Origin of the sequence: Mesorhizobium sp. M0715, from assembly GCF_040320355.1 — a bacterium.
Taxonomy (GTDB): domain Bacteria; phylum Pseudomonadota; class Alphaproteobacteria; order Rhizobiales; family Rhizobiaceae; genus Mesorhizobium.
The window spans coordinates 87260-113555 of sequence record NZ_JAMYPL010000023.1; the positions used below are offsets into that span (position 1 = coordinate 87260).

Annotated in this window: 27 protein-coding genes and 1 pseudogene; 17 read left to right on the top strand and 11 right to left on the bottom strand. The window is 63.9% G+C overall.

Going from position 1 to position 26296, the window contains the following annotated elements; translation table 11 throughout:
* Window positions 1-172 precede the first annotated feature (172 nt).
* Complete coding sequence (locus tag NKI21_RS24500) at window positions 173-1342, top strand: DUF1972 domain-containing protein (RefSeq protein WP_352441845.1); 1170 nt, start codon at window positions 173-175, stop codon at window positions 1340-1342.
* A complete protein-coding gene (locus NKI21_RS24505; RefSeq protein WP_352441846.1) occupies window positions 1339-2601 on the top strand; it encodes a glycoside hydrolase family 5 protein in 1263 nt (420 codons plus the stop codon). Before NKI21_RS24500 ends, NKI21_RS24505 begins: the two co-directional genes overlap by 4 nt.
* Here the strand turns inward: NKI21_RS24505 and NKI21_RS24510 are convergent.
* Both NKI21_RS24510 and NKI21_RS24515 read right to left on the bottom strand, forming a co-directional pair.
* Window positions 2564-3895: a VpsF family polysaccharide biosynthesis protein gene (locus NKI21_RS24510; RefSeq protein WP_023813308.1), complete on the bottom strand. Its 1332-nt coding sequence runs from the start codon at window positions 3893-3895 to the stop codon at window positions 2564-2566. The two genes, NKI21_RS24505 and NKI21_RS24510, sit on opposite strands and share 38 nt — an antisense overlap.
* 1 nt (window position 3896) lies before the next feature.
* Window positions 3897-5996 carry a GumC family protein gene (locus tag NKI21_RS24515; protein WP_352441847.1) on the bottom strand — a complete coding sequence of 700 codons (2100 nt, stop codon included), beginning with the start codon at window positions 5994-5996 and terminating at the stop codon, window positions 3897-3899.
* Between the two features lie 240 nt (window positions 5997-6236).
* Here NKI21_RS24515 and NKI21_RS24520 point away from each other — a divergent pair, with 240 nt between their 5' ends.
* The 4 genes from NKI21_RS24520 to NKI21_RS24535 all read left to right on the top strand — a co-directional run bounded on the left by NKI21_RS24520 (window position 6237) and on the right by NKI21_RS24535 (window position 10721).
* Window positions 6237-7733 (top strand): glucosamine inositolphosphorylceramide transferase family protein, encoded by a 1497-nt coding sequence (locus NKI21_RS24520; RefSeq protein ID WP_352441858.1) that lies wholly within the window; start codon window positions 6237-6239, stop codon window positions 7731-7733.
* 117 nt (window positions 7734-7850) lie between these two features.
* A complete protein-coding gene (locus tag NKI21_RS24525) occupies window positions 7851-9041 on the top strand; it encodes an FAD-dependent oxidoreductase (protein ID WP_352441848.1) in 1191 nt (396 codons plus the stop codon).
* Window positions 9042-9469: 428 nt separating this feature from the next.
* Window positions 9470-10501 carry a hydroxyacid dehydrogenase gene (locus tag NKI21_RS24530; RefSeq protein WP_352441849.1) on the top strand — a complete coding sequence of 344 codons (1032 nt, stop codon included), beginning with the start codon at window positions 9470-9472 and terminating at the stop codon, window positions 10499-10501.
* 109 nt (window positions 10502-10610) lie between these two features.
* Window positions 10611-10721 (top strand): hypothetical protein, encoded by a 111-nt coding sequence (locus NKI21_RS24535; protein ID WP_081734952.1) that lies wholly within the window; start codon window positions 10611-10613, stop codon window positions 10719-10721.
* A 75-nt stretch (window positions 10722-10796) separates the two neighbouring features.
* Here the strand turns inward: NKI21_RS24535 and NKI21_RS24540 are convergent, their stop codons facing one another.
* Window positions 10797-11006 (bottom strand): hypothetical protein, encoded by a 210-nt coding sequence (locus NKI21_RS24540; RefSeq protein ID WP_023813302.1) that lies wholly within the window; start codon window positions 11004-11006, stop codon window positions 10797-10799.
* A gap of 655 nt (window positions 11007-11661) precedes the next feature.
* Here NKI21_RS24540 and NKI21_RS24545 point away from each other — a divergent pair.
* Complete coding sequence (locus NKI21_RS24545; RefSeq protein ID WP_031213618.1) at window positions 11662-12387, top strand: Crp/Fnr family transcriptional regulator; 726 nt, start codon at window positions 11662-11664, stop codon at window positions 12385-12387.
* Here NKI21_RS24545 and NKI21_RS24550 read toward each other — a convergent pair whose 3' ends face one another.
* Window positions 12388-12672 (bottom strand): hypothetical protein, encoded by a 285-nt coding sequence (locus NKI21_RS24550; RefSeq protein ID WP_081734951.1) that lies wholly within the window; start codon window positions 12670-12672, stop codon window positions 12388-12390.
* Between the two features lie 229 nt (window positions 12673-12901).
* Here NKI21_RS24550 and NKI21_RS24555 point away from each other — a divergent pair, with 229 nt between their 5' ends.
* The 3 genes from NKI21_RS24555 (at window position 12902) to NKI21_RS24565 (ending at window position 16386) form a co-directional block, all read left to right on the top strand.
* Complete coding sequence (locus NKI21_RS24555; RefSeq protein ID WP_352441850.1) at window positions 12902-13648, top strand: helix-turn-helix domain-containing protein; 747 nt, start codon at window positions 12902-12904, stop codon at window positions 13646-13648.
* A gap of 163 nt (window positions 13649-13811) precedes the next feature.
* Window positions 13812-14117, top strand: a complete 306-nt coding sequence (locus NKI21_RS24560; protein WP_023813297.1) for a hypothetical protein — start codon at window positions 13812-13814, stop codon at window positions 14115-14117.
* A 244-nt stretch (window positions 14118-14361) separates the two neighbouring features.
* Window positions 14362-16386, top strand: a complete 2025-nt coding sequence (locus tag NKI21_RS24565) for an acyltransferase family protein (RefSeq protein WP_352441852.1) — start codon at window positions 14362-14364, stop codon at window positions 16384-16386.
* A 72-nt stretch (window positions 16387-16458) separates the two neighbouring features.
* On the opposite strand, the gene NKI21_RS24570 is transcribed toward NKI21_RS24565, so the two are convergent.
* Together NKI21_RS24570 and NKI21_RS24575 are read right to left on the bottom strand one after the other, a co-directional pair.
* Window positions 16459-17394, bottom strand: coding sequence for an HNH endonuclease (locus NKI21_RS24570; protein WP_023813295.1), 936 nt, complete (start codon window positions 17392-17394; stop codon window positions 16459-16461).
* A 99-nt stretch (window positions 17395-17493) separates the two neighbouring features.
* A complete protein-coding gene (locus tag NKI21_RS24575; protein ID WP_023813294.1) occupies window positions 17494-18087 on the bottom strand; it encodes a DUF6456 domain-containing protein in 594 nt (197 codons plus the stop codon).
* A gap of 243 nt (window positions 18088-18330) precedes the next feature.
* Between NKI21_RS24575 and NKI21_RS24580 the strand changes: the two genes are divergently transcribed.
* Window positions 18331-18612: a DUF982 domain-containing protein gene (locus NKI21_RS24580; RefSeq protein WP_023813293.1), complete on the top strand. Its 282-nt coding sequence runs from the start codon at window positions 18331-18333 to the stop codon at window positions 18610-18612.
* A gap of 108 nt (window positions 18613-18720) precedes the next feature.
* A complete protein-coding gene (locus NKI21_RS24585) occupies window positions 18721-19029 on the top strand; it encodes a DUF982 domain-containing protein (RefSeq protein ID WP_023813292.1) in 309 nt (102 codons plus the stop codon).
* A 250-nt stretch (window positions 19030-19279) separates the two neighbouring features.
* On the opposite strand, the gene NKI21_RS24590 is transcribed toward NKI21_RS24585, so the two are convergent.
* A complete protein-coding gene (locus tag NKI21_RS24590; protein WP_023813291.1) occupies window positions 19280-19930 on the bottom strand; it encodes a GcrA cell cycle regulator in 651 nt (216 codons plus the stop codon).
* Window positions 19931-20044: 114 nt separating this feature from the next.
* The gene (locus tag NKI21_RS24595) at window positions 20045-20311 is read right to left on the bottom strand and encodes a hypothetical protein (RefSeq protein WP_245273285.1); all 267 of its coding nucleotides are present in this window, start codon (window positions 20309-20311) and stop codon (window positions 20045-20047) included.
* A 212-nt stretch (window positions 20312-20523) separates the two neighbouring features.
* On the opposite strand from NKI21_RS24595, the gene NKI21_RS24600 reads away from it, so the two are divergent.
* Window positions 20524-21228 carry an XRE family transcriptional regulator gene (locus NKI21_RS24600; RefSeq protein WP_023813289.1) on the top strand — a complete coding sequence of 235 codons (705 nt, stop codon included), beginning with the start codon at window positions 20524-20526 and terminating at the stop codon, window positions 21226-21228.
* Between the two features lie 241 nt (window positions 21229-21469).
* Here NKI21_RS24600 and NKI21_RS24605 read toward each other — a convergent pair whose 3' ends face one another.
* A complete protein-coding gene (locus NKI21_RS24605; protein WP_031213614.1) occupies window positions 21470-21772 on the bottom strand; it encodes a hypothetical protein in 303 nt (100 codons plus the stop codon).
* Between the two features lie 189 nt (window positions 21773-21961).
* Here NKI21_RS24605 and NKI21_RS24610 point away from each other — a divergent pair, with 189 nt between their 5' ends.
* The 3 genes from NKI21_RS24610 to NKI21_RS24620 all read left to right on the top strand — a co-directional run bounded on the left by NKI21_RS24610 (window position 21962) and on the right by NKI21_RS24620 (window position 23594).
* The gene (locus NKI21_RS24610; protein WP_023813287.1) at window positions 21962-22330 is read left to right on the top strand and encodes a hypothetical protein; all 369 of its coding nucleotides are present in this window, start codon (window positions 21962-21964) and stop codon (window positions 22328-22330) included.
* An 89-nt stretch (window positions 22331-22419) separates the two neighbouring features.
* Window positions 22420-23016 (top strand): hypothetical protein, encoded by a 597-nt coding sequence (locus tag NKI21_RS24615; protein ID WP_352441855.1) that lies wholly within the window; start codon window positions 22420-22422, stop codon window positions 23014-23016.
* Complete coding sequence (locus tag NKI21_RS24620; RefSeq protein WP_023813285.1) at window positions 23013-23594, top strand: hypothetical protein; 582 nt, start codon at window positions 23013-23015, stop codon at window positions 23592-23594. Before NKI21_RS24615 ends, NKI21_RS24620 begins: the two co-directional genes overlap by 4 nt.
* Window positions 23595-23610: 16 nt before the next feature.
* Here NKI21_RS24620 and NKI21_RS24625 read toward each other — a convergent pair.
* Window positions 23611-24092, bottom strand: a pseudogene (locus NKI21_RS24625) (HIT family protein).
* A gap of 121 nt (window positions 24093-24213) precedes the next feature.
* Here NKI21_RS24625 and NKI21_RS24630 point away from each other — a divergent pair.
* The gene (locus NKI21_RS24630) at window positions 24214-24795 is read left to right on the top strand and encodes a hypothetical protein (protein ID WP_023813283.1); all 582 of its coding nucleotides are present in this window, start codon (window positions 24214-24216) and stop codon (window positions 24793-24795) included.
* Window positions 24796-24824: 29 nt separating this feature from the next.
* Here NKI21_RS24630 and NKI21_RS24635 read toward each other — a convergent pair whose 3' ends face one another.
* Window positions 24825-26111, bottom strand: a complete 1287-nt coding sequence (locus NKI21_RS24635; protein ID WP_352441856.1) for a hypothetical protein — start codon at window positions 26109-26111, stop codon at window positions 24825-24827.
* Window positions 26112-26296 lie beyond the last annotated feature (185 nt).

Sequence of the window (26296 nt, forward strand, 5' to 3'; positions counted from 1 at the left end):
GAAGGGTTGACCGAGAATGAAACAACCACAGGGTTCAACACCGTTTTTTTACAACCCCGCGCGATGATCCCTCGCAGGATACCGAAATCGGGAGGTGGCACGGAAGTTGCCACCTGCTCATTATAAATTAAGCAATATCTAATATATGAGACATGTGAAAGTGCCGCCGGCCATGAAACCAGCAACGCCCGCCATTCTGATCCTGGGGACCCGCGGCATACCTGCGGCCCATGGCGGCTTTGAAACCTTTGCCGAAAAACTGGCGCTGTTTCTTGTCGGGCGCGGTTGGAAAGTCGGCGTCTATTGCCAGGATGAGGTCGAACGGATCGACCAGAGGGTGCGCAGCGAAACCTGGCGCGGCATCGAGCTCATTCACATCCAGGTCGCCTCCAAGGGACCGCGCGCGACGCTGGAATTCGACTGGCAATGCGCCCGCGACGCCGCCCGGCGACCGGGTGTTTGCCTGGTGCTCGGCTACAATGGCGCGGTCTTCCTGACCTGGCTCAGGCTGAAGCGACGCAAGATCTTCACCAACATGGACGGCATCGAGTGGCGCCGCCCAAAATGGGGAATGGCGGCGCGAACCTGGTTCTGGCTCAACGAATGGATCGGCGCATGGGCCTCGCATCGGCTGGTCGCCGATCATCCCGCCATCGCAGATCACCTGGCGACACGCCGGCCGCGCAGCGCCATCGCCACCATCGCCTATGGCGCCGATCCGGTGACATCAGCGCCCGAGGCGCCGGTCCGGGCGCTCGGCCTCGAGCCCGGGCGCTATCTGGTCTCGATCGCCCGCATCGAACCCGACAACAACATCCTGCCGATCGTCGAAGCTTTTTGCTCCGCCAAGCGCGACATGAAGCTGGTGGTGCTGGGAACGCTGTCCGACGACATCCCCTATCATGTCGCCGTTCGCGAGGCGGCGAATGGCTCGGTGGTCCTGCCGGGCGCCATCTACGACCAGGCGACGGTCAAGGCGCTCAGATACCATGCCCGCGCCTATCTGCATGGCCACACGGTCGGCGGCACCAACCCCTCGCTGGTCGAGGCGCTGGCGGCCGGCAACATGGTGATCGCCCACGACAATCCCTACAACAGGTGGACCGCGGGGGCGGCGGCGATCTACTTCACCGACAAGGACAGTTGCGCCGAGCGGATGCAGCAGGCGCTGGACGATAATGCCCTGGTCAAGGCCTGCGGCGTTGCCGCCAGGGCGCGCGCCCGCGAAGCCTTTCGCTGGGACGATGTCCTGCTCGCCTATGAAAATGAGGCCTATCATTTGCTCGGCGTGACCACCGCCAAGACCGCCGCGATGGACCACGCATCGCCAGGGACCGTATGACAGGCTGGTCGCGCCGGCGGGTGCTGCGGACGGCGCTTTCCACCGCGGCGGCTCTCGGCTCGCTCCCGGTCGCGCCAATCGCTCGCGCCGCCGCCGGGCCACGGTTTCGGCGCGGTGTCAACGCCTGGCCCTGGTTCTCGCTGACGCGCGAATTTCCCGCTCCGCGCACCGACTATGGCTGGCCGCCCTTCCAATCGCAACGGCCGGTGCCGACCCCGGACGACCTGCGTCGGCTGCGCAGGACCGGGCTCGATTTCATCCGTCTGCCTGTTGATCCCGGCCCTTTCCTGGCCGCCGACGCCACCACGCGCGGCCGGTTGCTGGACATGCTGGACGCGGCTGTCACGGCCACTCTCCACGCCGGTCTCGGCATCATCGTCAACATCCAGGCCAATGCCGCCACCCATTATTGGAACCCCGACCGCATGGTCTCCAGCACCGCGGCGCCCGCCTTCGATCTCTACCGCGGGCTAGTCGGCGAGCTTGCCGGCAGGTTGGCGCGGTTCCAGCCCGGCAGGGTGGCGCTCGAGCCGGTCAACGAACCGGCGCAGGCCTGCGCGTCGAACGTCTGGTTGCAAATTCAGCTCGCGCTTCTGACCGCGGCAAGGGCATCGGCAGCGACCCTGCCGCTGGTCGTCACCGGAGGCTGCGGCTCGATGGTGAGCGGACTGACCGCGCTCGATCCGGCACCGCTGTCGCCCTTCGAGCCGATCCTGTTCACCTTCCACTTCTATGAGCCCTATCTGTTCAGCCATCAGGGGGCACCCTGGATGCGCGAGCCCGTCTACCGGTCGCTCAACAATGTGCCGTGGCCGGCATCCGCCGGCTCGCTGGAGCAGACGCTGGCATCGGTCAGGGCGCGCATGGCGCAGGACACCGAAACCCCTGAAGACGCCAAGCAGGCAGCCTATGCCGAGACCGAGCGTGTGCTGAAAGTCTATTTCGACGCCCGGCCCGACCGCTGGTTTGTCGACAAATATCTTCGCCAGGTTCGCGACTGGGCCGACGGCCACGGCCTTGCGCCGGAACGCATCATCATGGGCGAGTTCGGCGCGCTGCGCACCGACGCCCGCTATGTCGCCGCGCCCAACCCGGATCGCGGGCGCTACATCGCCGATGTCAGGCGGAGCGCCGAGGAACTCGGCTTCGCCTGGGCACTGTGGGATCTCTTCGACGGCATGGGCATGATGGACGATACCACCCGGGCGGTGGACCCTGATATCATCGCGGCGCTTGGTCTGACCATGCCGGTGGACTGACCGGTTTGAAAGCTGCCCGCGCCGGCCGGTAAAGCACCAATGCCAGCACCACGAACTTGGTCAGCAGCGTCGTCTTCGACGCGACGCTTTCCGAAGTGTTGATCAGGATGACCCAGCCCAGCATCGGCAGCCAGATGCCGGCATGGCAGCGGCGCGCCACCTCGAACAGGAACAGCACGAAGCCGAACGTCAGCAAAAGGGTGAAGAAGGCGCCCTGATAGAGGACCGTGCGGATGATCGGGTTCTCGATGCCCTGTTCGAGACCGTTGATGCGGCGCAGGCTGTCGATCAGCTCGACATCCGGCCCCACGATCAGATCGCGCAATTCCAGGTGCTTGAAAAGCTCGAACATCTCGACGCGGGCATTGGCGCTTCCGCTGTCCGACACGAAGCGCTCCAGCAGCGCGTCGAAAAAGCCCAGATATGCCGCCACTATGATGACGACCGGCAGCAGTGCGGCAAGCATGAAGCCGAGTGCCGCACCCAAGAGATTGACGCGGCCCTGGCGCAATTTGGTGGTGCCCTGAAAAAGCAGGTAGCAGCCGCCGAGCACCACCGTCGTCACCATCGCCGTGCGGCCGCCGAAGGCGACGAGTGCCGCGCATTGCAGGCCGATCAACCCTATCCGCACAGGCATCGACAGGGATCTGGCACCGGAGAGCAGCGCAAGCACATAGATCGACGTCACCATGGCATTGGCAAGCGGATGCCCCTGCAGCGCGCTCGAGCGCAGATCGGTGGTAAACGCCACGCCGTCCAGGCGATAGGGGAAGATAAGCGTCTTGGTGGCGAACTCGAAAAGGGCAAGCAGCGCATTCGCCGTCATGACCACGTGAACGACGGTCTGCAGCCCGGCGAAGGTCCGTTCGTCGTCCTCGCTGAGCATCAGGACCAGAAGTGCCGCGGCCACGAACGTATCGATCATGCCGGCCATGCCGGGCCGCTGCCTTGCGATGACGACGAACAGAAGCACGATCGATATGGCGGCCATCAGCGCGCTGGCCGGCCGCCTGTCGGCGAGATGGACGATATGGCCCACCGGATTGCCTGATGCGCAGGAACGCCAGGCAAACAGGAGGACGATGAGATAGGTGGACGGGTGGATCTTGGTCGCCGGGTTGCCGAACAGGCCATCATAATTGTAGCCGACCAGCCACAGCATGCCGCCCGAGATGCTGAACAGCACCGCTACCGCCGCGATCAGTCCGAAGCGCGTCAGCGCATCGAGCGACGTGCCGGCGCGGGGTGCGGCAACACCATGGTTCGAAGCGCTTGCGCTCCAACTGGCAGCCATATCAGGCGGCCTCGTCGACCAGCAAGGCGGCCGTTGGCAACCGCCCCATGACGGAAACCGCCTGCGCGGTCGTCGTGACGTCGCGCATCGGGGTGGCGTTCAGCGTGGCGACGAGCACGATCTCGTCGGCCATGGCGACCAGCGGCGAGGCATTGAGATTGTCGGCCAGCGCGCCGCCGTCGATGACGACGAGTTCGAAGCTCCGGCTGGCCCGCGCCAGCATCTGCTGCGCAAAATAGATGCCATGCGCTTCCTGGAAGACCGCCTTTGAGCGGCCCCTGCCCAGCACGGCAACGTTGCTGCCGGCTGCGTAATGGCTGACGGCCTCGAAGGCGTACTCGCCGCGCAGCACATCGAGGACTCCCGGCTGCGGATCCTTCTGGTCGCCGCCGGCATTGGCATCGATGAACAGCACACGGCTGCCCCTGGATGCCGCGGCATCGGCCAGCAGCCGCGCCACCCGGCTGCGCTGCGCGCCCTCGCCCGGCGGCGATGTCACCAGGATGGAAGGCACCAGCGGCCAGTCCGCCGGACGCTGGCCCGAACTGAACATGCGCCTCAGTGCAAGGCCGACGACGGCGTCGGTCTTCTGGCTGGAGGCGACGGCGCGCGCCCCGCCGAAAGGCCACCAGCGCCGGCCAGTGCCCGACTTTGCCGGCACCACGCCCAGCACCGGCGCGTCGATGGCCGACTGCATCTGGGCGCTGGAAAGCACCGTCGGCGAGGAATATTCGGCGATCAACGCCAGACCGGTGCCGAGCCCGAGGCCGCCGAATATCGCGCCCAGCAACAGCAACGGCAAAGGCGGCCAGCTCTTCTTCAAGGCGGGCATGGCGTTGGAGATGATGCGCGCATTGGTGCTGTCGACATTGATCTGCTCGCGCGTCTCCTGGGCACGCTGGAGATAGTTCGAGTAGACGGAACGCAGCGCCTCGAGATCGCGCTGCAATTCGCGCAGCCGCACCGAGGCCTGGTCGGTGTCGAGCGATTTGCTCTTCATGCCCGCCACCTTGGCTTCCAGCGCCTGCTGGTTGGCCAGCGCCCGTTCGTAGTCGGTCTCGGTGGCGGTGGCGATGCGGCCGAGTTCGCGCGCGATCAGCTGGCGCGTGTCGCGCAGCTGCTGCTGGGCTGCGATCAGCGAGGGATGACGCGGCCCCAACTCCGTGCCGAGCTGCGAGACCTGGTCGACCAGCGTCGCCTCTTGCGCCCGCAGGCTCGAGATCACCGCCGAGCGCATTGCTTCCGAGGTCGCGTCCGCCGTGCCGCTCTGGCGGCGCATCTGGTCGACCTGCGCCTTCAGCGCCGCGGTGCGGCTCTGCGCCGCCGCAAGCTGCGTATTGATCTCGGTCAGTTCCTGGTCGCTGACCAGGTTGCCTGCCGCCATCACCATGTTGTTGGCGGACTTGTAGGCCTCGACGGCATTCTCGGCCTGCTGGACGCGTTTGCGCTGCTCGTCCAGCCGGGCGGTGATCGACTCGGAGGCGTCCCTGGCCATTTTCGCACGCGCGCTCGCCTGATCGACCAGGTAGGCCTGCGCGATGGCGTTGGCCAGGAGGGCGGCCTTGTCGGCGCTCTTGGCGGTGACGATAACGTCCAGGACCAGGACCTTGTCGGCCCGCTTGACCGCCAGGCGCCGGCGCAGCGCGTCGAGTGTCTGCACCGACCTGTCGCCTTCGGCCGATGCCGAACCGAGTAGGCGCGACAGCAAGCCCTGCCCGTTGAATTCCGGATCCTGCGTCAGGTTTGTCGCCGCGATCGCCCGCATCAGCACGCCTGTCGACTGGACCACGCTGACCTGGCTCTCGACCTGCGTGATGCCGCCATCGGGTGAGATACGGCTGGGATTGACGTCGTTGGTGACCACCTGCAGGTCCTGCGGATCGATGAGGATTTCCGCCGCCGAGCTGTAGAGCGCGGGCGTGAAAAGACCGTAGAGCAGGGCGACCAGCGTCAGCAGTGCGACAGTGCCGAAGATCCAGAACCGGCGGCGCACCAGGATGCGCTTCAGGTCGCCCAGTTCGACAGTCGAAGCTGCGTATGATCCCGCGCGTGCCGCATCCGGAGAGTGTTGCTGAGGAACCATGGGCAGGGATGATTGCATGGCTGCCTCCGACAATACTCCATATGCCGGCAAGATCAGTTTGCGGCGCTAACCTAGCTATGCCTCCAACTGTTAAAAGATTGTTAATTATGTTGAGAAGTCATGTGAATTTTGGCACGCGGTTTGCTTAAAAATATACATACCGAGGTGCTGAGTGCGCAGCGAGCGGAGATGTATGCGGATGGGGCTACAATTTGACCGGACCGGCAAGGCCGGATGCCGCCTTTTCGGGTCTCCGACATGCGGATAAGCCTACGCCTGGACGGCGACTGCGTCCGCGCCTTTCATCTCACGCTGCTGGAGCGCCTTGCCGCGCTCGGCGACGTCGAACTGTCCGTCGATGTCAGGCCGGCGGGCGGCGGCATTCCGCGCAGCGCCGCGGCCCTGTTTCAACTCGAAACGGCGATACACGGACTGGCCCATGATGGACTGGCCAAGCGTGTGCCGCTTTCGGCGCTCGCGCCCTATCGGCGGTCCCCCGCTTCGCCTGACCTGGTCGTCGATCTCTGCGGCGATGTCAGGCTGGAAAGCACACGGGTCTGGCGCGTCACCTATGACGGCGCCAGCGGGGAAGCGGCCTTGCTGGCCCTGATCCTCGCCGGCCGCACGCCGCTTGCCCGCATCGATGAGAACGGCGTTGCGATCGCCGCCGGGCGTCTGGGCACAGAATATGGCGGCATCGCGCTGGCGTCCTTCCAGGATATGCTGGCGCGCACAGCAAGCCTGATCGTCGCTGCCATGTCAGGCGCGGCAAAGTCGGTGCCCGATCTGCCAGAGCCGGCGCAGGCAGGCAGCCCGCCGCCAATGCCCTCGGCCGGCAAGCTTGGGGTCAGAGCCGGCAAGACGCTGGCGCGGCGGATCGTCCAGAAGATCTATCACCTTTGCTACAACGCGCCGCATTGGAAGGTCGGCTGGCGGCAAACCGGGGGCCGCGATCTTTTCGACCTGCGTGCGCATCCGGCGTCGGGATGGCAAGAGCTGCCGGACGATGGCAGCCGCTTCTACGCCGATCCGTTTCCCATCCTCTACCAGGGCCAGCTGACCCTGTTCGTCGAGGACTATATTCACCGGCTCGGCAAGGCCATCATCTCCGCCGTGCCCTTCGGCCCGGCAGGCCCGCTCGGACGACCTGAACCGGTGCTGGATCTGCCCTACCATCTCTCCTACCCCTTCGTCTTCGAGCGCGACGGCGAGGTCTGGATGGTGCCGGAAAGCTGCGCCAACGGCACGGTCGATCTCTACCGGGCCACCGCCTTTCCCGGCGGATGGGTCAAGGAGGCGACGCTTCTGTCCGGTGTCGTCGCCAGCGACGCCACGCTTGTCGAGCATGGCGGCGCCTGGTGGCTGTTCGCCACCGTCCGCGACGGCGGCGGCGCCTTCTCCGACACGCTGCATCTGTGGTCGGCGCCGGATTTTCGCGGCCCCTGGACGCCGCACCCCAAAAATCCCGTGCTGATCGACATCGCCTCGGCGCGGCCGGCCGGCCGCATGGTCAGGCGCGGCAACGACCTGCTGCGCCCGGTTCAGGACTGCCGCAGGAGCTATGGCGCGGCGCTTGGCATCGCACGCATTTCTCACCTTGATTTGATCGGCATGGAGCAGGTCGTTGAAACCATCTTGCATCCAGGTGCGCTATGGAGTGGGCGTAAACTTCACACGCTCAACGAGGCTGGCGGCTTTGAGTTCATCGATGGCTCGGCGATCGCACCGCGCTGGAAGCAGCGGGCCCGCGATTAACCTAAACATTGGTTACTACCAGGCACGCGCTCCGGTTGCTTGCGGTTGATTCAGGTCCGGAAGATATTTTCTACCGGAGATTGTGAACGTGCAGTTGCCACCAGAAAGGGCAGCAGAATGAGTATCTCAGAGGCCTGCCCGGCCGAAGTCGATGTGGCGATCGTCGGTGCCGGAATGGCTGGGACCACCTTAGCCATGCTGTTGGGAAAAGCCGGGCGCAAGGTGGCGCTGATCGACCCGCACCGCGTCCACCACGAGGAGTTCCGGGCCGAGAAGATCGGCATGGATCAGATGCTGCTGTTCGAAAAGCTCGGCCTCGATGCAACACTCAAGCGTCTCGTCACCTCGACGACCGACACGCATGTCTTTCGCCTCGGCCAGTTTTTCGCGCATGAGAAGAAGGCTGAATTCACATTCTCCTACGGCGCGCTGATCAATGGCCTGCGCGATGCCTTGCCTGCGCAAGTGCCGCTGACGGTCGGCAAGGTAACCGAAGTCTCGACTGGACCGGACCGGCAGCGGCTTGTGCTGGCCGACGGCGCCGTCATCGATGCCCGCCTGCTGGTGGTGGCAACCGGCCACGGCGAGGCGGTGCGGCGCGCCGTCGGGGTCGAGCGTATTGAGCAATCGAAGGCGCATTCACTGTCGATGGGATTCGACCTCGCCATCTCGCCGCGCGATTTCGGTCATCAGTCCGTCACCTGCTACAGCAGGCGGGCTGCCGACCGTATCGCCTACATCAGCATCTTTCCCCTCGGCGACAAGATGCGGGCGAACATGTTCCTCTATCGCAATGTGGCCGAAGCGTGGACGCGGGCCTTTCGCCAGGAGCCGCAAAAGATGCTCTGCGAGCTGATGCCCGAAATAGCAGCGCGATGTGGCAACTTCGAAGTCGCAAGTCCTGTCGAGGTCAGGCAGATCAGCCTGAGCACCACGCAAGGCCATCGCCGCGACGGGGTCATCTTCATCGGCGATGCCTTCTGCACGACGTGTCCGACGCCGGGCGTCGGCATCGGGCGCGTGATGACCGATGTCGATCAACTCCATTCGGTTCACATTCCACGATGGCTCGAAACACCAGGCATGGCGGCTGACAAGATCAACGCTTTCTATGACGACCCGGTCAAGGTGGCTGCCGATGAGGATGGCATGCGGGTGAGTTACTATGCCAAGTCGATCACCGCCGGCACCGGACTGGAATGGCGCGCAAGGCGCCTGCGCAACAACACCGCGCGCCAGCTGATGATCATCGGCCGCAAGGTCCGGCATCTGGGACAGCGGCGGGCGCCCGTGGCCAATATGCGATAGGGCGCGACCAGTCGCGCCCTATCGATTGCTGCTATTGATTGCCCTTGTCAGGCGAATGCATCAGGCGCCAATCAATCACTGAGGATCGGCGGAGGTGTCGATGGGGCAGTCTGGGCCGTGACGCCCGAAAGCCTGTCGCGCTTCTGCAATGTTGGTTTCTCGTATTTCTTCACTGTAAAGTGCCCTCCAAATTAGTACGGTGCCAGCAGAACCAATTCCCTGCCCCGTGTCAATTGTGTCATTACTGGTCCTTACGTCGTTTCCGCGCCATCGTAGTCAAACGATTCTTCACTGTTGCATTGCGGCACATATCGGCTCCGACAGGGCACCTCATCCCAGCGCCAATCGCGCTCTCCTTGCCTCCCCGCGCGATGTTGTAAATCGTTTCATCCAAGGTATTTTGGCCATCGGGAACAGAGGGAATAGTCATGTCCAACAGCGCCTTGCCGCTGGTTATCAGTGCGCCGGAACCACGCACGCTCGACCTGATCTTCACAGCCCGGCAGCTGGGGCGGCTCAAGGCGCAATATCGCATTGTCGAGACGACCGCTGACGGCGTCGCGAAACTGCCGGCCGACGTGCTGGCCGAGGCGCGCTATATCATCGGCCAGCCGCCCATATCGCCCGAAACGCTCGACCGGATGAAGGCGCTGCGCTGCGTCTTCAATGTCGAGACCAACCTCATCAACAACATGCCCTACGAGACCTTGTTCGCGCGCGGCATCCATGTCGTCACCACCGGCCTGGTGTTCGCCGAGCCGGTCGCGGAGCTTGGCCTTGCCATGGCGCTCAACCTCGCCCGCGACATCGTCGATGCCGATCTCGCCTTCCGCCAGGGACAGGAACTGTGGGGCGGCGACGGCAACCACACGGCGCGGCTCTTGTCCGGCGCCGATGTCGGCATCATCGGCTTCGGCGATCTCGGCCGGGCGCTCAACCGGCTGCTGTCGGGTTTCCGCACCCGCACCAAAGTCTTCGATCCCTGGCTGCCGCCATCGATCCTCATCGACAATGGCGTCGAACCGGCCTCTCTCGACGAGGTGCTGTCGACCAGCGACTTCATCTTCGTCGTTGCGTCGGTGACCAGCGAGAACCAGGGTTTTCTCGGTGCCGAGGCCTTTGCCGGCATGCGCAAGGGCGCCGCCTTCATCCTGCTCAGCCGCGCCGGCGTGGTCGACTTCCCGGCGCTGATGGCGGCGGTGAAGAGCGGCCACATCGTCGCCGCCAGCGACGTTTTCCCCGAAGAACCGCTGGCGCGGGACCATCCGGTGCGCACCCTGCCCGGCTTCCTGCGCTCGGCTCACCGTGCCGGCGCGCTCGACATCGCCTTCAAGCGCATGGGCGATATGGTGCTGGAGGACATGGACCTGATCGACCGCGGCCTGCCGCCGCTGCGCTCCAAGCGCGCCGAGCGCGAGACGGTTTCGCGCATGCGTTCCAAGCCGGCCGACAGGAATTGAAGCGTGGATTTTCGTCCCGGTCGGCCGACCCTCGACAAGGTCGGCTTGACAAGAGCGCGGCCGGCGACGACGCTCCCGCAATCGAATTTTGTGCAGGGAAGCCATGAACATGAAGAAGATCTATGAAAAACCGATGCTGCTCAAACGGCAGAAACTCTCTGCCGTGACGGCGCAGCAAGCCGCTTCAGGAGTGACAGGTCCGACAGGGCCGACAGGCTAACGCCTCGCGGCGTCCAATAAAGGCAGCATTGGACGCGCCTGCGGGTCGGCGGCGAAACGACAGTCGCTCGCAACTTCAGTGTTCATGGCTGCTCTTCGCTCTGCGGGCAACCGCTTCCATAAAAGAGCGCGCGGCAGCGTCACAAGCCGTTCTGGACGGTCCGTTCGCGGACAGCACGACCTCCGCGGCCTTCCGCGACATGCCGTATTTCCGGGCGAAGATCGCAGCGTCGTAAGGTTCGTTTTTGGCTGCCGGTGTCGCGGACGTGATCCTGGCCTTGGTCATTGGCGGGTCCGCCTGAAACTTTCGAGCAACTCGCCTTCATTGCGGCAGCCATTCTGAAACAGCGAAAACACTGTGGCTGCCAGCCGCTGTACGTCCGACTCCCCCGACACGCGGTCAAGTTTGCGCTCCAGGCAGACCCGATCGAAGACGCGCTGGCACAGCTGCAGATCGGAAGGATGGAAACCGGGATTGCGCTTATGAAGGCTCGGCATAAGAAGCCCCTTTCGGAGCAGCGACCACTTCCTTGACGCTGTCGGTCAAAAAATGAAATCGGACTGAGCAAGAGTCAACATCGGCCTCATCACAGTAAGTATCGTACAATTCTCCCGCCGGTCTGCCGAACGGTTCTCAGGCCCAGCGCGACATGGCGCTTTGTCATTAGCCGGCGGATTTTATTGGCCCTCACCGTGATCCGACGCTCTCAAGATATATGTCGGTTTTGTACCAAGTGGCGCTTGGTACGTTTCCGACACTAACATTCAGGCCGATCTTTTCATATGCGAACGGGCGTTGGGGGGCGCCGTGCTTCGAATTTCACATCGCATTCATAGCTTTATTCGTTCTGCGCCCCTATACATAGGCGATCGTCCGCACGTTTTTACGGGCACGGACGGCTGGGAGATTGGATGGCTCTTGCCCTGCATTGGGCCACGCCATGTCTGATCCCAACAAAAATCATCAATACCGAAACCAACTGCTGCGACGCATGCCTGCGGATGATCTGGCGTTGCTCGAGCCGCACATGCAGCGCTGCGACTTGCCGCTACGCATGATGCTTGTGACCCCGAATATTCCGATCGAGGCCGTCTACTTCATCGAACAGGGCATCGGTTCGGTGGTCGCCAGCACGGCGAGCGGCCAAGAGGCCGAAGTGGGCTTCATCGGCTTCGAAGGCATGACGGGATACTCCCTGGTGATGGGCGACGACCGTGCGCCGCATGCCTGTTATGTACAACTCGAAGGCGAGGCGATCCGCATCGAAGCCGGCGCATTCAAGGCAGCATTGGCGGCAAGTGCGACCATGCGCATGTTCCTGCTGCGCTTCATCAACGCGCTACAAACCCAGGCCGGCTGCACCGCGCTCGTCAACGCGCGGCTGAAGCTCGAGGAGCGGCTGGCGCGATGGCTGCTCATGTGCGACGACCGCGTGCCGGGCGAACATCTCGCCATCACGCACGAATTCCTGGCCATCATGCTTGGTGTCAGGCGGCCAGGCGTCACCGTTGCCCTTCAATTGCTCGAAGGCCGCGCGCTGATCCGCTCGCGTCGGGGCGAGATCGTCATTCGTGACCGCGCCGGGCTGCTGGAACTTGCCAATGGCAGTTACGGCGAAGCCGAGGCCGAATATGCAAGGCTGATCGGCGAGATCGGCGCGCCCTGATCAGGAGCGGTCGCCGCCGGCATCCGGCTTGCCCGATGTCGCTTTGCCGGGCGGCGCCGCACCGCCTTCAAATGCGCCTCGGCCAATCGGCCCATCCCTGCCGACCGGCAAGCCGGCATGCTCCAGACTTGCAAGCTTGCACTTCGTCTGCTCGGCCGCCGCTCCGACAAGGCAGTCGATGGTGAACATGGCACCGGCGTGCTCGCTTGCCGCGACCGCCTGGCGGATCTTCGTCAATTGCGCTTGTGTGTAGTCCAGAAGCTCGACCAGGCCGGTATGATCCAAACCGCCCTCCATTGCAGGATGTCGAGAGGCCGATCTGAGGTCGCTCTTGCCACCGAAATACGCCCATTTGCGGGGCTTGCATAGCCGGACTGTCAAAATCGTACAGTCTACGCGCCACGGGATCCTCGCCCTATTGGACAAAGGTCCATCTTCGCACCCTCGCTACGTCATGCAAGTGTATATAAGCTATCGCTTGAATACTGGTCCGTACGTCTGTCGGGGAGATGTCGTGCCAATCCGCGAGAATCTCGCCGCCAATCTCAGGCGGCTGGTCCAACGCCACGCTTCCGTCAGCGCGGTGTGCCGTGAGCTTGGCATCAACCGCACCCAGTTCGAGCGCTATCTGCAAGGCAAGGCGGTTCCCAACAAAGCCACCGCCAGGCTGATCTGCGACTATTTCAAGATCGACGAGGATGAGTTGTATCGTGAGCCGGCCGCCGCGGCAGCCAAGGGCGACAGCAATGCAACGTTGCGCGAGGCACTGTACGAGAACATGGTGCGGCCGCCGTCGCCCGCCATCGCCGGAGGCACCTATTTCACCTATTTTTCGATCCCCGGCCGGCCCGATTTTTTGATGCGCTCGGTCACCTTCGTGCGGCGTGAGGCCGATCTCGTCACCTTCAGGCGGGTAACGCGCTGGGCTCCGGGCGATGGCCAGGGTGGTTCGAGAATGCCCGGCAACCATTACGGCGTGGCGATCTCGCGCCTGAACTGGATCTATTTCACAGGCATCGACCGCCGCCAGACAAGCGAGCCCTCGATCATGACCGTACAGTGGGCGCCCATCTCCGAACCAGTTCTGGTCGGCAGGGCGATCGTCCTCACCGGATCGGGGCCGGCCTTTGTGTCGGTCATCATGCGGCAGGACGTCACCAGGATCAGCATGAGGCGAGCGATGCTGATGGCCCATATCGTCAGTCTCGACGACCCCAGCGTCGATCGGCTGGTGGTCAGTCTTGCACGCGAGACCCGCTAAACTCGCTTTCTACGGGAAAAATCGGGGAAAGTTTCAAGTTTTTCGACTATATTTTTCTTCGTTTCGGGATTTTTGCGCAAAAAATGCCGGAACTTTCACCCAAACCTGTCGTTTTCCAACTGATCGTTGCTTCGACGATCCCAAGCAACAGGAGGAGTACACCATGAACATCAAGATGATCTGTTTCGGCGCGATGACGCTCTCGATGGTTGCCGGCTCCGCGCTTGCGGCAGGCGACACCGGCACGTCGGCTCTCGACGATCCGGCCAAGATGCAGCCCTTCTACACCGATAGCGGCATGAAGACGATGGTCAGCAACGACGACTTCGTTAAAGCTTGGAAGGCCCTTACGCCGGACGACCAGACCGCGATGATGAAGGCCTGCGAGGACGAGGCGAAGGACGCCACTGCGGCCAACAGCCATCCGGAATTCTGCAGCAGCGTGAAAGCGAACGGCGGCAGCAAGTAGCAATCCAGCGAACCGATGAGAAACAGCCCCTTCGCGGGGCTGTTTTGCGTCTGCCGCAGGGCGCGCGGCCAAGCCCGCCACGCAACGATCAAGCCCGGCCGGCGCGCCGGCCCATTTCCATTCCTGCTATGTTGCACTGCGACAAAATTGTTTTATGTTGCACTGCGATAAAATTGTTGCATTGCGATATCGGCCTGCCCGGCCGACGTTGCGCAGGGGCTGGGCCTTGCACGAAGGAGCCGTCGTGGCAGCATCGTTCCGGTCGGACATACAAGGATTGCGCGCGCTCGCTGTCGGCGGTGTCGTCGCCTACCATTTCGGCCTCACCGCGCTCCCCGGCGGCTTTGCCGGCGTCGACATCTTCTTCGTCATCTCGGGCTGGCTGATAACAACCCACCTCATGCAGGAGATCGGCGAGACCGGCCGGCTCGACCTTTGGCGCTTCTATGCCAGGCGCGCGCGGCGGCTTCTGCCGGCAGCTTTGTTCGTCATCCTGGTTACGCTGGCCGCCGGCTACTTCATCCTGGCGCCGCAGGAGCAGGCGCTCTATTCGCGCGGCGCCATGTTCGCCTCCGCCTATGCCATCAATCTCTGGCTGCTGCGCTGGTCGTTCGACTATTTCGCCGCCGACGCCACCAGCAATCCCTTCATCCACTTCTGGTCGTTGTCGGTGGAGGAGCAGTTCTATCTGGCCTGGCCGGCGCTGCTTCTGCTGGCCGCCTGGCTGCGGCCGGGCCGGCGAACGGCCGCAGCCGTGATCGGCGTTGCCGGCCTTGCCTCCTTCGCCGCCTGCCAGTGGCTGACCAGCGCGGCGCCGGCCTGGGCCTTCTATTTTTCGCCGCTGCGCGCCTGGGAGTTCGCCGCCGGCGGCCTTGCGACGCTGGTCCCCATGGCTTTGCTGCAGCACCGCATCTGGCTGCGGGCAGCACTTGGCTGGCTCGGCCTGGCGCTGATCGCGACCGCCTATCTCCTGTTGAGCGAAGACCTGCCCTTCCCCGGCTGGTACGCGTTGCTGCCGGTGGCGGGCACCGTTCTGGTGCTGCTGAGCGGCGTTGGCGGGCCGCAGACCAATAGACGGACCGGCTGGCAAGCCCTTGGCCCGGCTACCGCTTTGTCCCTGCCTCCCTTGCGATGGATCGGCACGCTCTCCTATTCGCTCTATCTCTGGCATTGGCCGGTCATCGTCTATGCCGGGATGCTGGCGCCGGACCTTTCCGTGCCGCAGCGCCTTGGCTGTGGCGTGCTGGCGCTCGCGCTGTCGGTGCTCACCTATCATTTGATCGAAGACCCGGCGCGGCGCGGCGCCTGGATGGCGGTGGGCGCCCGCGCCTTTCCCAGGGTCATTCCAGACGCAAAACCGCTTCGCGCTTTTCCCGGCCTTGTGCTGGTTCCCGCTCTGATGCTGACCGGCACCGGCGTGGCGGTCGCCTATGCCAACGCGCATCTGGCCACGCGCAATATCGGCCCCGAGCAGCGCGGCATCGAGCAGGCGGTCGAAAGACCTTCCATCGCGCGGGCCGTCGACAAGAACTGCCTGGCCGACTTCCAAACGGTGACGCCGAAACCCTGCATGTTCGGCCCGGCCGATGCCACCCGCACCATCGTGCTGTTCGGCGATTCGCACGCCGACCAGTGGTCGACGCCGCTGATCGAGGCGGCCAAGCGCAACGACACAAAGGTCATCACCTATCTTAAATCATCGTGCCGCGCCTCGCGGCTCTCCACCTTCAACACGGTGCTGAAGCGCGACTACACCGAATGCGACGCCTGGCGCGAGCAGGCCATATCAGAGATCATCCGCCGCAAGCCGCGCCTGGTGGTGATCTCCGAATTTTCCATCGGCAATCTGACCCGCGACCTGCCCGCCGCCGAACGCACCGCCGAAGTAGCGCGCTGGCAGGCCGGCCTGCGCTCGACCTTGCAGGCCTTCAGCCGGGCCGGTGTCGAGACGGCTGTTATCCGCGACACGCCGATTAACGCCAGCTTCGCCGGCTCCTGCGTGGCGCGCACCCTGTGGTGGCGCGAAGCCCCCTCGCCGCACTGCGATACGCCAAGGGCGGACGCCGCCAACGACAGCACCGCCGCCGCCGAGCGCGCCGTGGTGACCAGCGTACCCGACACCCGCTACATCGACCTCACCAACCAATTCTGCGGCCCGACCACCTGCCACGTCGTCATATCAGGCAAGCTGGCGTTTCGTGACAGGCACCATCTGGCGACGGGCTTTGCCGAGACACTGGCGGGGCCATTGGAGAGGGCCTTGTTTTAGAGGTTCCCTTCTCCCCGTCTATACGAGGAGAAGGTGCCGGCAGGCGGATGAGGGGCGGCGCGGCGCGGCAAATCAATGCGCCCCCGCGAACAGCTCGCGATGATGAGCCAGAAACGCCGGATGTGGCATCAACCGCGCATCCTTGGGCCAATGCAAACCCTGGGATTCCGGACGGAAGAGATTTCTCAATTCGCTCGGCACCCGGTTGTGCGCGACCAGCAGTCGATGGTTTTCGTCTATCGAAATCAGATGCCGATCGAACAGCCAATGCACGGTGGCCGATAGCGCGATGCCGTTCCGGACAACATCCGGCCCGCCGACCGCGACAGGTTTGATATGAGCGGCCTGAACCTCGGCCCTGCCGCCACCATTGATAATGCGCAAGCCGGTGACTGCGCATTTATCCTCATAAGCACGGCAGACTTCCAACCGGAAGGTGGCGTCGCGGATTTTGCGGTTCAGCAAGATCTGTTCGACCCGACGATCGACCGTCTCGGCAAAACCGGGCTGTCCGGCAAAACCAGGCTGGATCGGCCATGGAACATCCAGCGGCAGCATGTCGGGGCTGAGCCTTCTGGCGTTGGCAGGGTCAAGTGTCTCATTCAAACCAGCCAGCACGATGTTGTCGAAATCCTCACTCAGGATCGGGCGCATCGACTTGCCCTGCACGGCTTGGCCGACGTGGCTGGGGTCGAGAACCTCGCGCAACAGCGCCTCCGCGTAGCGGCCATCCTTAACGAAAGGCACCGGTGTAGGAAATTCGAGATAGTCCGTCACATGGGCATAGTAACGGTCGGATCGGTCAGGATCCGGCAAGACATCTGTTACACGCGCATAGGCGATATACGCACGACGGCCGCCATTGCGCTGCGGTTCGCGAAACAGCACCCAGTCGCCAATGGCGTTCCGGGCAGCGTCCAGATAATTGCTGCGAGCGGGGAATTGATAGCGGCGGGTGATGTCATCGTCGTAGCCAGAACCCGGCTTCACATCGAAAACGGCTTTCACGATTCTATTCCTGGGAATGCAAACGCCTAGGCTAGCGATGTTTTACGCATCGTGCGAGCCATCCGTTGCACCATCTCACCATCTCACCACCTCACCACCTCACCTCCTCATCATCATCCCGTAATGCACCGCCAGCAGATCCAGCCCCACCTTCAGCAGCTTTGTCACCACATTCCGGCCCTCGCCGGTCTGCTCGGACAGGCGCTTGAGGGAACCGTCAGCGCAGCAGACTTGTCGCACCACGGCGGCCACCTCCCAATGGCCTAGCGCTCTTGTGGCGGCGGCATAGGCCCTGCCGGCGTCGAGAACGCTGTCGGCGATGCCGCCGCCCTCGCGGCCGCCGTCGACGCGCTCGGTCCAGCGCATCGGCTTGACATCAGCCTGCTGGCTGCAGCGGAAATCCTCGCGGTAGCGCAGGCCTGCCTCGCGCTGCTGGCGCGACAGCGAGGTGATGCCGATAAGCGCATCGATGGCGCGCACCCGCACGATGCCGCCGGCGGCGGCGTGGCCGTCATTCGACACCTCGTAGACACGAGCAGCCTCCAGCGTTCCCGCCGCCAGCCGCTTGCGGCCGAAGGCGTCATCCCTGAGCGCGAAATCATGGCCGATCTGGCGGCGTATGCGCACCTGCTCGGCCTCACCCTTCGGCAATTTCGGCGCCTGCGGTTTTGCGGATTTGGTCTTTTTGCTCATGGAAGGCTCCTGGTTGGCTTGGGATGATGGAGGACGGCAAGGCGGCGATCCTTCGCGCTGTTGGGCATCTCCCCACATGGTCGGCAGGGCGGAGAGGGCCGCCGTTCGGTTGGCCTTCGTTGAACCGGAGGTCGTCGCCTCTTCGCCGCTGCGCCACCATCCTTGCCGCCCGGCATCCAGGCTGATGGAACCGGCGCGAGCTTTCGACGTTATGTCGCGTCCACGCCAAGGGGAGGTTCGCCGATGACAGCCTTCATGCCGGTTACCGTGCGCTTTTGCGACAACAAAACCATGCTGGTCAGTTCGGTGGCCGGCGCAGCCGAGGCACTGCGCCACCAATGGCCCGACAAGACAGCACCTGGTTATCTCGAGGCGACGCGGCTGGTTACGCTCGCCGTCGACGGCACCTGCTGCCAGCGCATCGCATTCGACGCCTTCACCAGGGCGGCCAAGCAACAGAACATACTGGTGGCCAGGCCCAAAAGCCGCGCCCATGACTGGCTGGACGCGGTGGCTAGTCCATGAGGATCGCCAGCCAGCCGAAAAATTGATGCAACCGCCCGCCAGCGGGGCGCGTTTAAGGATGCGGTAGACAGAGCCGCGCGCAAAGCGAAGGTGAACGCGGTGGGTACGATGAAAACCGGAGTGCCGCTCAAAGTGCGGGTGGAGGATGAGGTCGAAGAGATCGACAGCGTCAGCGAAGCCGCCGATTTTCTGCAGCGCTGGCCGCTGGAGCGACGCGGCCATGTCTACCGCAGCGCGCTTAACGCCTGCAGCGCGGCGATCGCCGCGCAGATTTCCGAAGCCGACGCCATGAAGGTGTTTACCGGCTTTGCCCGGGTGACCGGCATATTGATCGCCGAAGGCAACCCGGCGATGGCGATGGACGCAAGGAGCATGCAGAGCCGCACGCCCAAGCAGGGCCGGCAAATGCCGAAGTAAGGTTCTGGCGATTTTGCTCCGGGCTTGATTCATCTCAGATCCTCCACCTTTGTGCGGCGAGGCAGCCCCCTCACCCAGCCTCCGCTTCGCTCGGCTGACCATTTTGGGGCGAGCCACGTGTCTCGTCCGTCCTTCGGACCCCCGAGGGGAGAGGAGACTTGCACCGTCGGGTGCCCTCTCTTCTCCCCCACGGGGAGAAGGTGGCCGCGAAGCGGCCGGATGAGGCTGGCGCAGCAATGGGAGAGCGTGCTCATCCCGCCACAAATACGCGGCGCTGGAAGCGCGCCTGATGGTAGGTGCAATAGCTTTTCAGCGGCGTGGTGCGCATGCCGCAGCACAGCATGTCGGCGCCCGGCCGGCTGCCGGGCGCATCGTTTTCAGAATCCTCCTCCACCGTCAGATCCAGCGGCGCGCGGCAGCGTGAAAACAGGCAATCGATGAAGCGCATCGCCACGCCATGCGGCTGCCGGCCGATGGCCGCGCGCGGCGGCGCCGGCACCTCCAGGCGATAGGCTACGCCGTCGGCGATCAGCACGCCCGCCTCGCGCACGAACGAATGGGCGCGCCTGGGCCGGGCCACTTCACGCGCATGGATATCCTTGGCGGCAAGCACGCCATGCATCTTGCCGACGGCAGGCGTCGCATTCGCCGACATGCCATCGGCCCGCTTGCTTCCAGCGCGCTTGCCCCCGGCCTGTCTGGCTCGCGGCGGCGGCCCCTTGCCATTGGCAAAGCCGATCGCGCCCAGCATGGCGTTACGATGCACGATGCCGATGATGGCGTCGCGCGACACCGGACTGCCACGCAGCGCGGTGAACGCGACTGCAATCCTGGAGGCTGAAAGCCCGTCCTTCAGCCAGCGGCCGATCTCGTGCAATTCCGCGTCGCTATAGCTTGCCATATACCAGCTCCATCCAAAGTTCGGCCGCGCGCCGTCGGGCAGCGTCAAGGTTCGACCCGGTGGCCGGGCCGCAGTCAGGTTGTTTTTCAAGAGCCGGCTGTCAGCCGGCCAGCCTCAGCCGGATTGGGCCGATTTCCCGCCGGCAAGGTGCAAAAGCCGCGCCTCGGCCGTGTTTCTGTCCAGGGCGGAAACCGCCCTGCCCGTTAGCCTGTCCAACAGGATGACGGTGCCGTCCTCGGTGCGGATGCAGGATCGGCCAGCCGAAAAAACAGCGCCGGCGCCATGCCGGCCGAATTGGGGACCGGAGCCGCTGGGAGCGGCGGCTCCGGCCGTTCCGGTCGCCGGAAACAGGCGGACCGGACCCGAGGCTGGTGCAGTCAAGCACTGAGCCTCGGGCTTCACCCCGGCCGGGGAGGAGGACGGCCGGGGCGGAAGGGAATGGGCGGCGGTTATGACCGCCGGATGCGCCTCGCGTGAGGCCGGCGACTCGGCGCCATCAAAGCTGGACAGGTTTTGCATGACCGGATATAAGCATAACTCGAAAATATATGCAAGCCATTCTTTCATAGACGAGAGCCGCTTTCATCGCTCACATGGGCGCCATGGCAAAAACGGAACTGTCGATCAAGGTCGGGGCGGCGATCCGCAAGGCGCGCAAGCAGCGCGGCCTGGTCATGCGCCACATTGCGGAGCACAACGACACCGATGTCGCCGCCGTCGGCAACTGGGAAACCGGCCGCAATCTGCCCAAGACCGAGAACCTCCTGAAGACCGCCGCCTTCCTGCGCGTCGACCCGGTGGCGCTGGGCCAAGGGCAGGTCGTGTTTCTCGACGATGCCGGACCGGTCGCCGACGCGGAGATCGTCACCGATGCCGGTCCGCTGCCCGCCGGTTCGATGGATATCGAGGTGCTAGGCGCGGCCGTCGGCGGCGACGATGGCGATTTCACCTTCAACGGCGAGCCGGCAGGCTACGTCCAGCGCCCGCCGGGCGTGCGCAACCTGCCGAAGGTGTTCGCCCTGCACGTGCTCTCGGATTCCATGGTGCCGCGTTACGAGCCCGGCGACCTGATCTATTGCGGCGGCCGCGACGCGGTGCCCGGCGACCACGTGGTGATCGAGACCTTCCCCGAAGAAAACGAGCGCAACGGCAAGGCCTTCATCAAGAAGCTGGTCAAACGCACGGCGGGCGAGTTGGTGGTCGAGCAATACAATCCGCCGAAGACGCTGACCTTCAACCGCTACGCCATCAAACATGTCTGGCGCGTGATTTCGCTGAAGGAATTGCTGGGGTATTGAGGAGCGCTTCTTGCCTTCTCCCCTTGCGGGGGTGAAAGGCGGTCCGCACAGCGGACGAAAAGCCAATTGCTTGGCTTTTCGAGCCTTGAACGCCCTGAGCTTGCGAAGGGCCGGGTAGCGCAGGATCCACCTGCCGGGTCCCCGCTGCTTCGCAGCGCCCCGGCGTTCGCTGGCCTTTGATCGTGCCACTGGCACGATCAATTCGCTTACGCGAACCGGCCGTTCACCCTTTCGACAAGACTCAAGCCCGCCGCGCTCCCTCCAGCGGCACCTCGCGATCGCTCAGCATCTGCGCTTCGCTACGCACGCGCTGGCGCTCGTCGATGAAGGCCGCCTGGATCGTAACGGTCGCCCCCGGCAGTCCGTCGGCACGGCAGGCCGAGCAGACGATGCGGCCCGACAGAGCGGCAAGCGGCGTGTTCCTCGTCACGCCGAACCGCTTCAACTGATCGGGCCGCCACCAACGGTTGCGGCCGCAATCCGCGCACTCGACCGAGATCGAGGCGACATGCGCCATTGTTGGTTCCCTGCCCGGCAATGCCATCGCCCCTGCCTCGTCTTTGTTCCTGATTTGTTCGCATATTCCTGTGTTTTGCGCCCGGAGTCGAGTCGCAGTTTTCAAACTTTCCCAGAAGTTTTTCTTCTAAGGTAATTTGAGTTATGCTTTCACGCTGGATATGCAAATGTGAGTCGGAGCACGAACCCGCCCATTGCATCAAACCCGGGAGCGATAATGGACGCCCTTGCCGCCGATTTTGCCCGTTCCTGCGGTTACGCCGGCGACAGCCTGGCCCTGCTTGAAGCCTTCGAAGCCATCCGCCGCAACGGCATCGCCCACGCCCGTCAGGATCACGTCAGGCGCAAGGCGGTGATCGACGCGTTGAAACCGTCGGAGGCGCTGTTCCTGGCCGCGATTGGCCCGGCCCTCTCGGCGGAGGAGGCCATCGAGGACGCCGTCCGCTTCATAGCCTGCTGGCGCAACATACCGCGCTGGCGCCAGGAGCGGCGCCTGCCCGACCTGATCAGGGCCAAGCAACAGCGGCTGGTGGCGCGGTATTTTCGTCGCCATGGCCATCTTCTATGGGCGCGCGAAGCAGCGTGAGGCTGGACCAGCCATTTGCGGGTTCCATCAGCAATTTTTTCTTTCTAGACTGCGCAGGGGTGGCTGATCGTCGACGTGCATAGTTTGGAATGTTCAAGACTGCCCGCTTAAAATTTCAAACCTGGATAACGGCCGGCGCGGGAACCATCGCCGCCCTGTTCGTCGCCGGCCTGATGGGCGCGTTCGGCGCCCTGCCCCCCCACGCCCCGCCGCAATTGCCGCCCGATGCCGGCATCGATGCCGGGCGTTGGCATCTCAAGCCGGTGCGTGCATATGTCAGCCGCGCCAAGGTCTATGGCGTGCCGCTGAAACCAGGCCAGAAGGCGCTGGTGCTGGAGGTCGACCTGACCAATCGCACGGCGCAATCCGACAAGGCCTATTTCAATGTCTTCACGCCGGACGGACTCGCTCTGCTCGACGGCCTGCCGATGATCGCGCTGACCCGTGATTCGACTCTGACGCCGGAACTGCATCCCGGCATGACCGAACGCATGGCCTATGTCTGGCCGCTTGCCGGCGACGCCATCGTGCCGGCAAATCTCAGCTTCGGCATCATCGCCGAGCTCTTCAAGCCGCGCGACAACCTTTACGGGACGCCCGGCTGGTTCAATCCCACTCGGCTCGGCACCGTCACCTTGCCCGTCGTCGACCTGCCCGTGGCAGACTCACGGAAAGGCGGCTCATGAATATCCGGGCCATCGGCAATCTCCTGATCCTCGCCACCACCGTGGCGCTGAGCTACGGCATGCAGGTGTCGAAGCCGCATTATGCCGAGCTCACCGCACCGATCCCGGTCGACGGCGCCGTCCACGACACGGTGCGGGCGCGCAGCTTCGCTGTCCGCCTCGACAGAGTGGTCTTTGCCCGCACGCTGAAGAGCGACCAGTTCGGCCAGGAGAAGCTTTTGACGACCAGCGGCCTGTGGGCGGTGGTGACGACCAGTCTCACCGCCACCAGCACCTCCACCACGGTCGCCGACGGCACCTGGCAAGGCCCGACCGGCCTGCGCTACCACCAGAGCGAACGGCTGGGCTACCGCCAGGACATGCCGCCGCATTCCATTGATCCGGGGTTGGAAAGACGCGGCCTGTTCATCTTCGAGATGCCGCCCGACCAGATCCCCGGCGCCAGCCTGCTGGTCGCCGCGCGCCGGTTCGGCCCGCTCGACGCCCAGGCCCGCATCAGCCTCGACGCGGTGCCGACCGGCGCCGATGGCCAGCCAGCGGATGTCTTGCCGCAATACGATCTTGATGCGCGACTGTAGGAAGGGGCGCGCAAGCCTAACTGCCCATGACCTGGCGCAGCAATGCAATCACTTCCGCAACAGAAGGACCTTCGACAGGGGGTGGATCGGCCCGCTCACAAAATTCCCTCCAAATAAACAGCGTGAGTTCCGCGCCATCGGTGCCCGGTTCGCTTGACGCATCAGTGAACTGTTCAAGGATCGATATCGATGGTCGGACCAGAAGAGCCGTTCGACCCAGTCATAGACAGGTATCAGGTGAAAATGGAACGAATGACCCGGAGAATGGCCGTAGCGACTGATGTAGAGCCGGTTAGGCCGCAGCCGCGACGTCAATGCCTTCTGAGCTTCCGCAAGCAATGGGCCCAATTCGGCCAGAGCCGCTTGCGGCAGTTCCAAGAGGTTGTTGGTCGGCAGCTTGGAACCAAGCACCAGGTACCCGGGCAGAGCAGAGTCAGTCCGGTGGCTCAGGAGCCAGAAATCCGTCGCGGAAATCTGAAACGGTTCGGGACTCTGCAAATTTTGTTCTCCGATGCAGGGAGCTCAATCGTTTCAGAGTAACCCAGCTTGAACCCAAAGCAATTCCGCAGCGCAGTTTGCGCTCGAAACTCTCAACACTGAGCAAGACCAAGGCAAAGGCATGACCGCAGTTTCGACCGATCTCGAACCAGCCGCCGACGAAGGCCGAGAGACCGAGAAAAAATGGCGCCGGCGCGGTCTTGCCGCGCTCGCTATCCTGCTGCCGCTGACGCTGGCCGAGACCAGCTATGACAGCGTCCGTGAATGGCTGCACGGCGACGACCTCATCGCCAGGGATGTCGAGTTCGGCCAGTCCGTGCCATTCGGCGGCAGCGAGTGGCGGCTGGCCGATCTGCGCGGCGGCAAGGCCGGCCGCTTGCCCGACCACGCCTTCGCCGTCATCGCCACCTTTGCGGTAACGGTTGGCGACCCCGATCTGCAAAAACAGTGGCTGGGCTGCAAGGTGATACTGACCGACGCCGCCGGGCGCCGCTGGCTGTCCGACTTCATCTCCGGCGTCGGCCTGCCGGACGGCGTGATGAACTGCACCTCGGCGATCTTCTCCGGCGCCAAGAAGGGCGAAATCATCACCGTGGGCGAAACCTTCATCGTGCCCGAGGACGCCATCAAGACCATCCGCCCGGCTGTCGGATTGGGCAGCGAGCGGCCGTGGTTCCTGCGCTTTCAGAGGCCGCCGAAGTGAGCGTCCTTCTCCCCGTAAACGGAGAGAATTCACTTCCCCGCCCGCTTCGCCATCGAAAACGCTGTCTCCAGCACGGCGGCGAGAAAGCATATGCGCAGCGGCTCGATCAGGATGCCGGTGGAGGAATCCTGGAACGGGCTGCCGAACAGCAGCGTCACGCCATGCGAAAAAATCTGCCAGACGTCGAGCTCGTGCGGACCGATCAGCCGCGTCGTGCCCAGCCATAGCCAGGCAGCGCCCCAGTCGAGCAAGCGGTAGCCGACGACCAGCGTGCACAAAAGCACCAGACTGGAGCTGACTGTCAGCCGAACCCCGTTGGCGATCGGCAGATAGCGCGAGCGGTAACCGGCGATGAAATGCTCGACGAAATCACGCAGGAATTTCGGCAGGCCGACATAGCGCCGGCCGGCGCGCTCCAGCCGGCCGTGCACGCGCATCAGGGCGGCATCGTCGCCCACGTCATAGCCATAGATCAGCGCCGCCATCACCAGCCAGATCAGCGGCAGCAACATGAAGAAGAACAGGTTGACGGCAACCGTCGATGGCGCGATCGACTCGACCGGCACCATGGGGGCGGCCGAGGCCATCGGCACCGGGTTCGCCAGCCCGTCCACTGAGGCCTGCAGGGCCGACCAGAAATTGCGGCTCATCAGCCATTGCAGCGCCGAGTCCTTCCAGCGGCTGATCACATAGAGGCCAACGAAGATCCAGTTGGTCTCGCAGATCACCACGACGATCTGCCAGAACGAGGCGGCTTTCGTTTTCGTCTGCATGAATTTGGCCAGCCGGTGGATCAGCCAGGACACCGCCACCGAGACCAGCAGCCAGCGCGAATCGAGCACGTCGAGCACATTGGCGCTCTGGCCGAAATCGGCCTGGTCGAGCGTGGCGCGCGAATATTGGCGAACGATGTCGCCCAGAAATCCCCAGGCCGCGTAATAGGCGAAGAACGGCAGCAGCGCGATGGTGATCATCCGCACCAGCCGCGAGCCGCGCCGGTCCACAGCACCCGGCTCCTTGACGGCTTGCGCCTCGGTGGTTGCGGCCTTGTCCGCGCTGCGCTGCGCGGCCAGCACATGCGGCAGGCCGGGGCGCAACACATGGAACATCGCCACCGTCACCACCAGCTGCGCCAGCGCCACCAGCGTCAGCATCGCCAGCCCGGCGAAGTGATTGGCCAGCGCCACCTTCGCCGCGAGCTGCATGAGGAGATCGCCGACCAGCACGCCGGCCAGCACGAGTGCCACGAGTTGCGGCCAGAACCGCCGCAGCAGCGAAAAACTCAAGGTGATCGGTCTGATGATATCGGCAAACATGAGGTTCTCTCACGATGCCACCCGCCCCAGGTCTTTCTAGCAAAGCATGCTTGTTTTGCAAGAATGGGGGTCCCTAGCAAGCGCAGGTGCGAGGCACCCCCCTTGTATCTACACGAGAGAGATTTCGTGGGATTAGAGCGATTGAGCCAAGGTCCGGGCGGCCGCCCGGACCTTGGCTTGGCGAA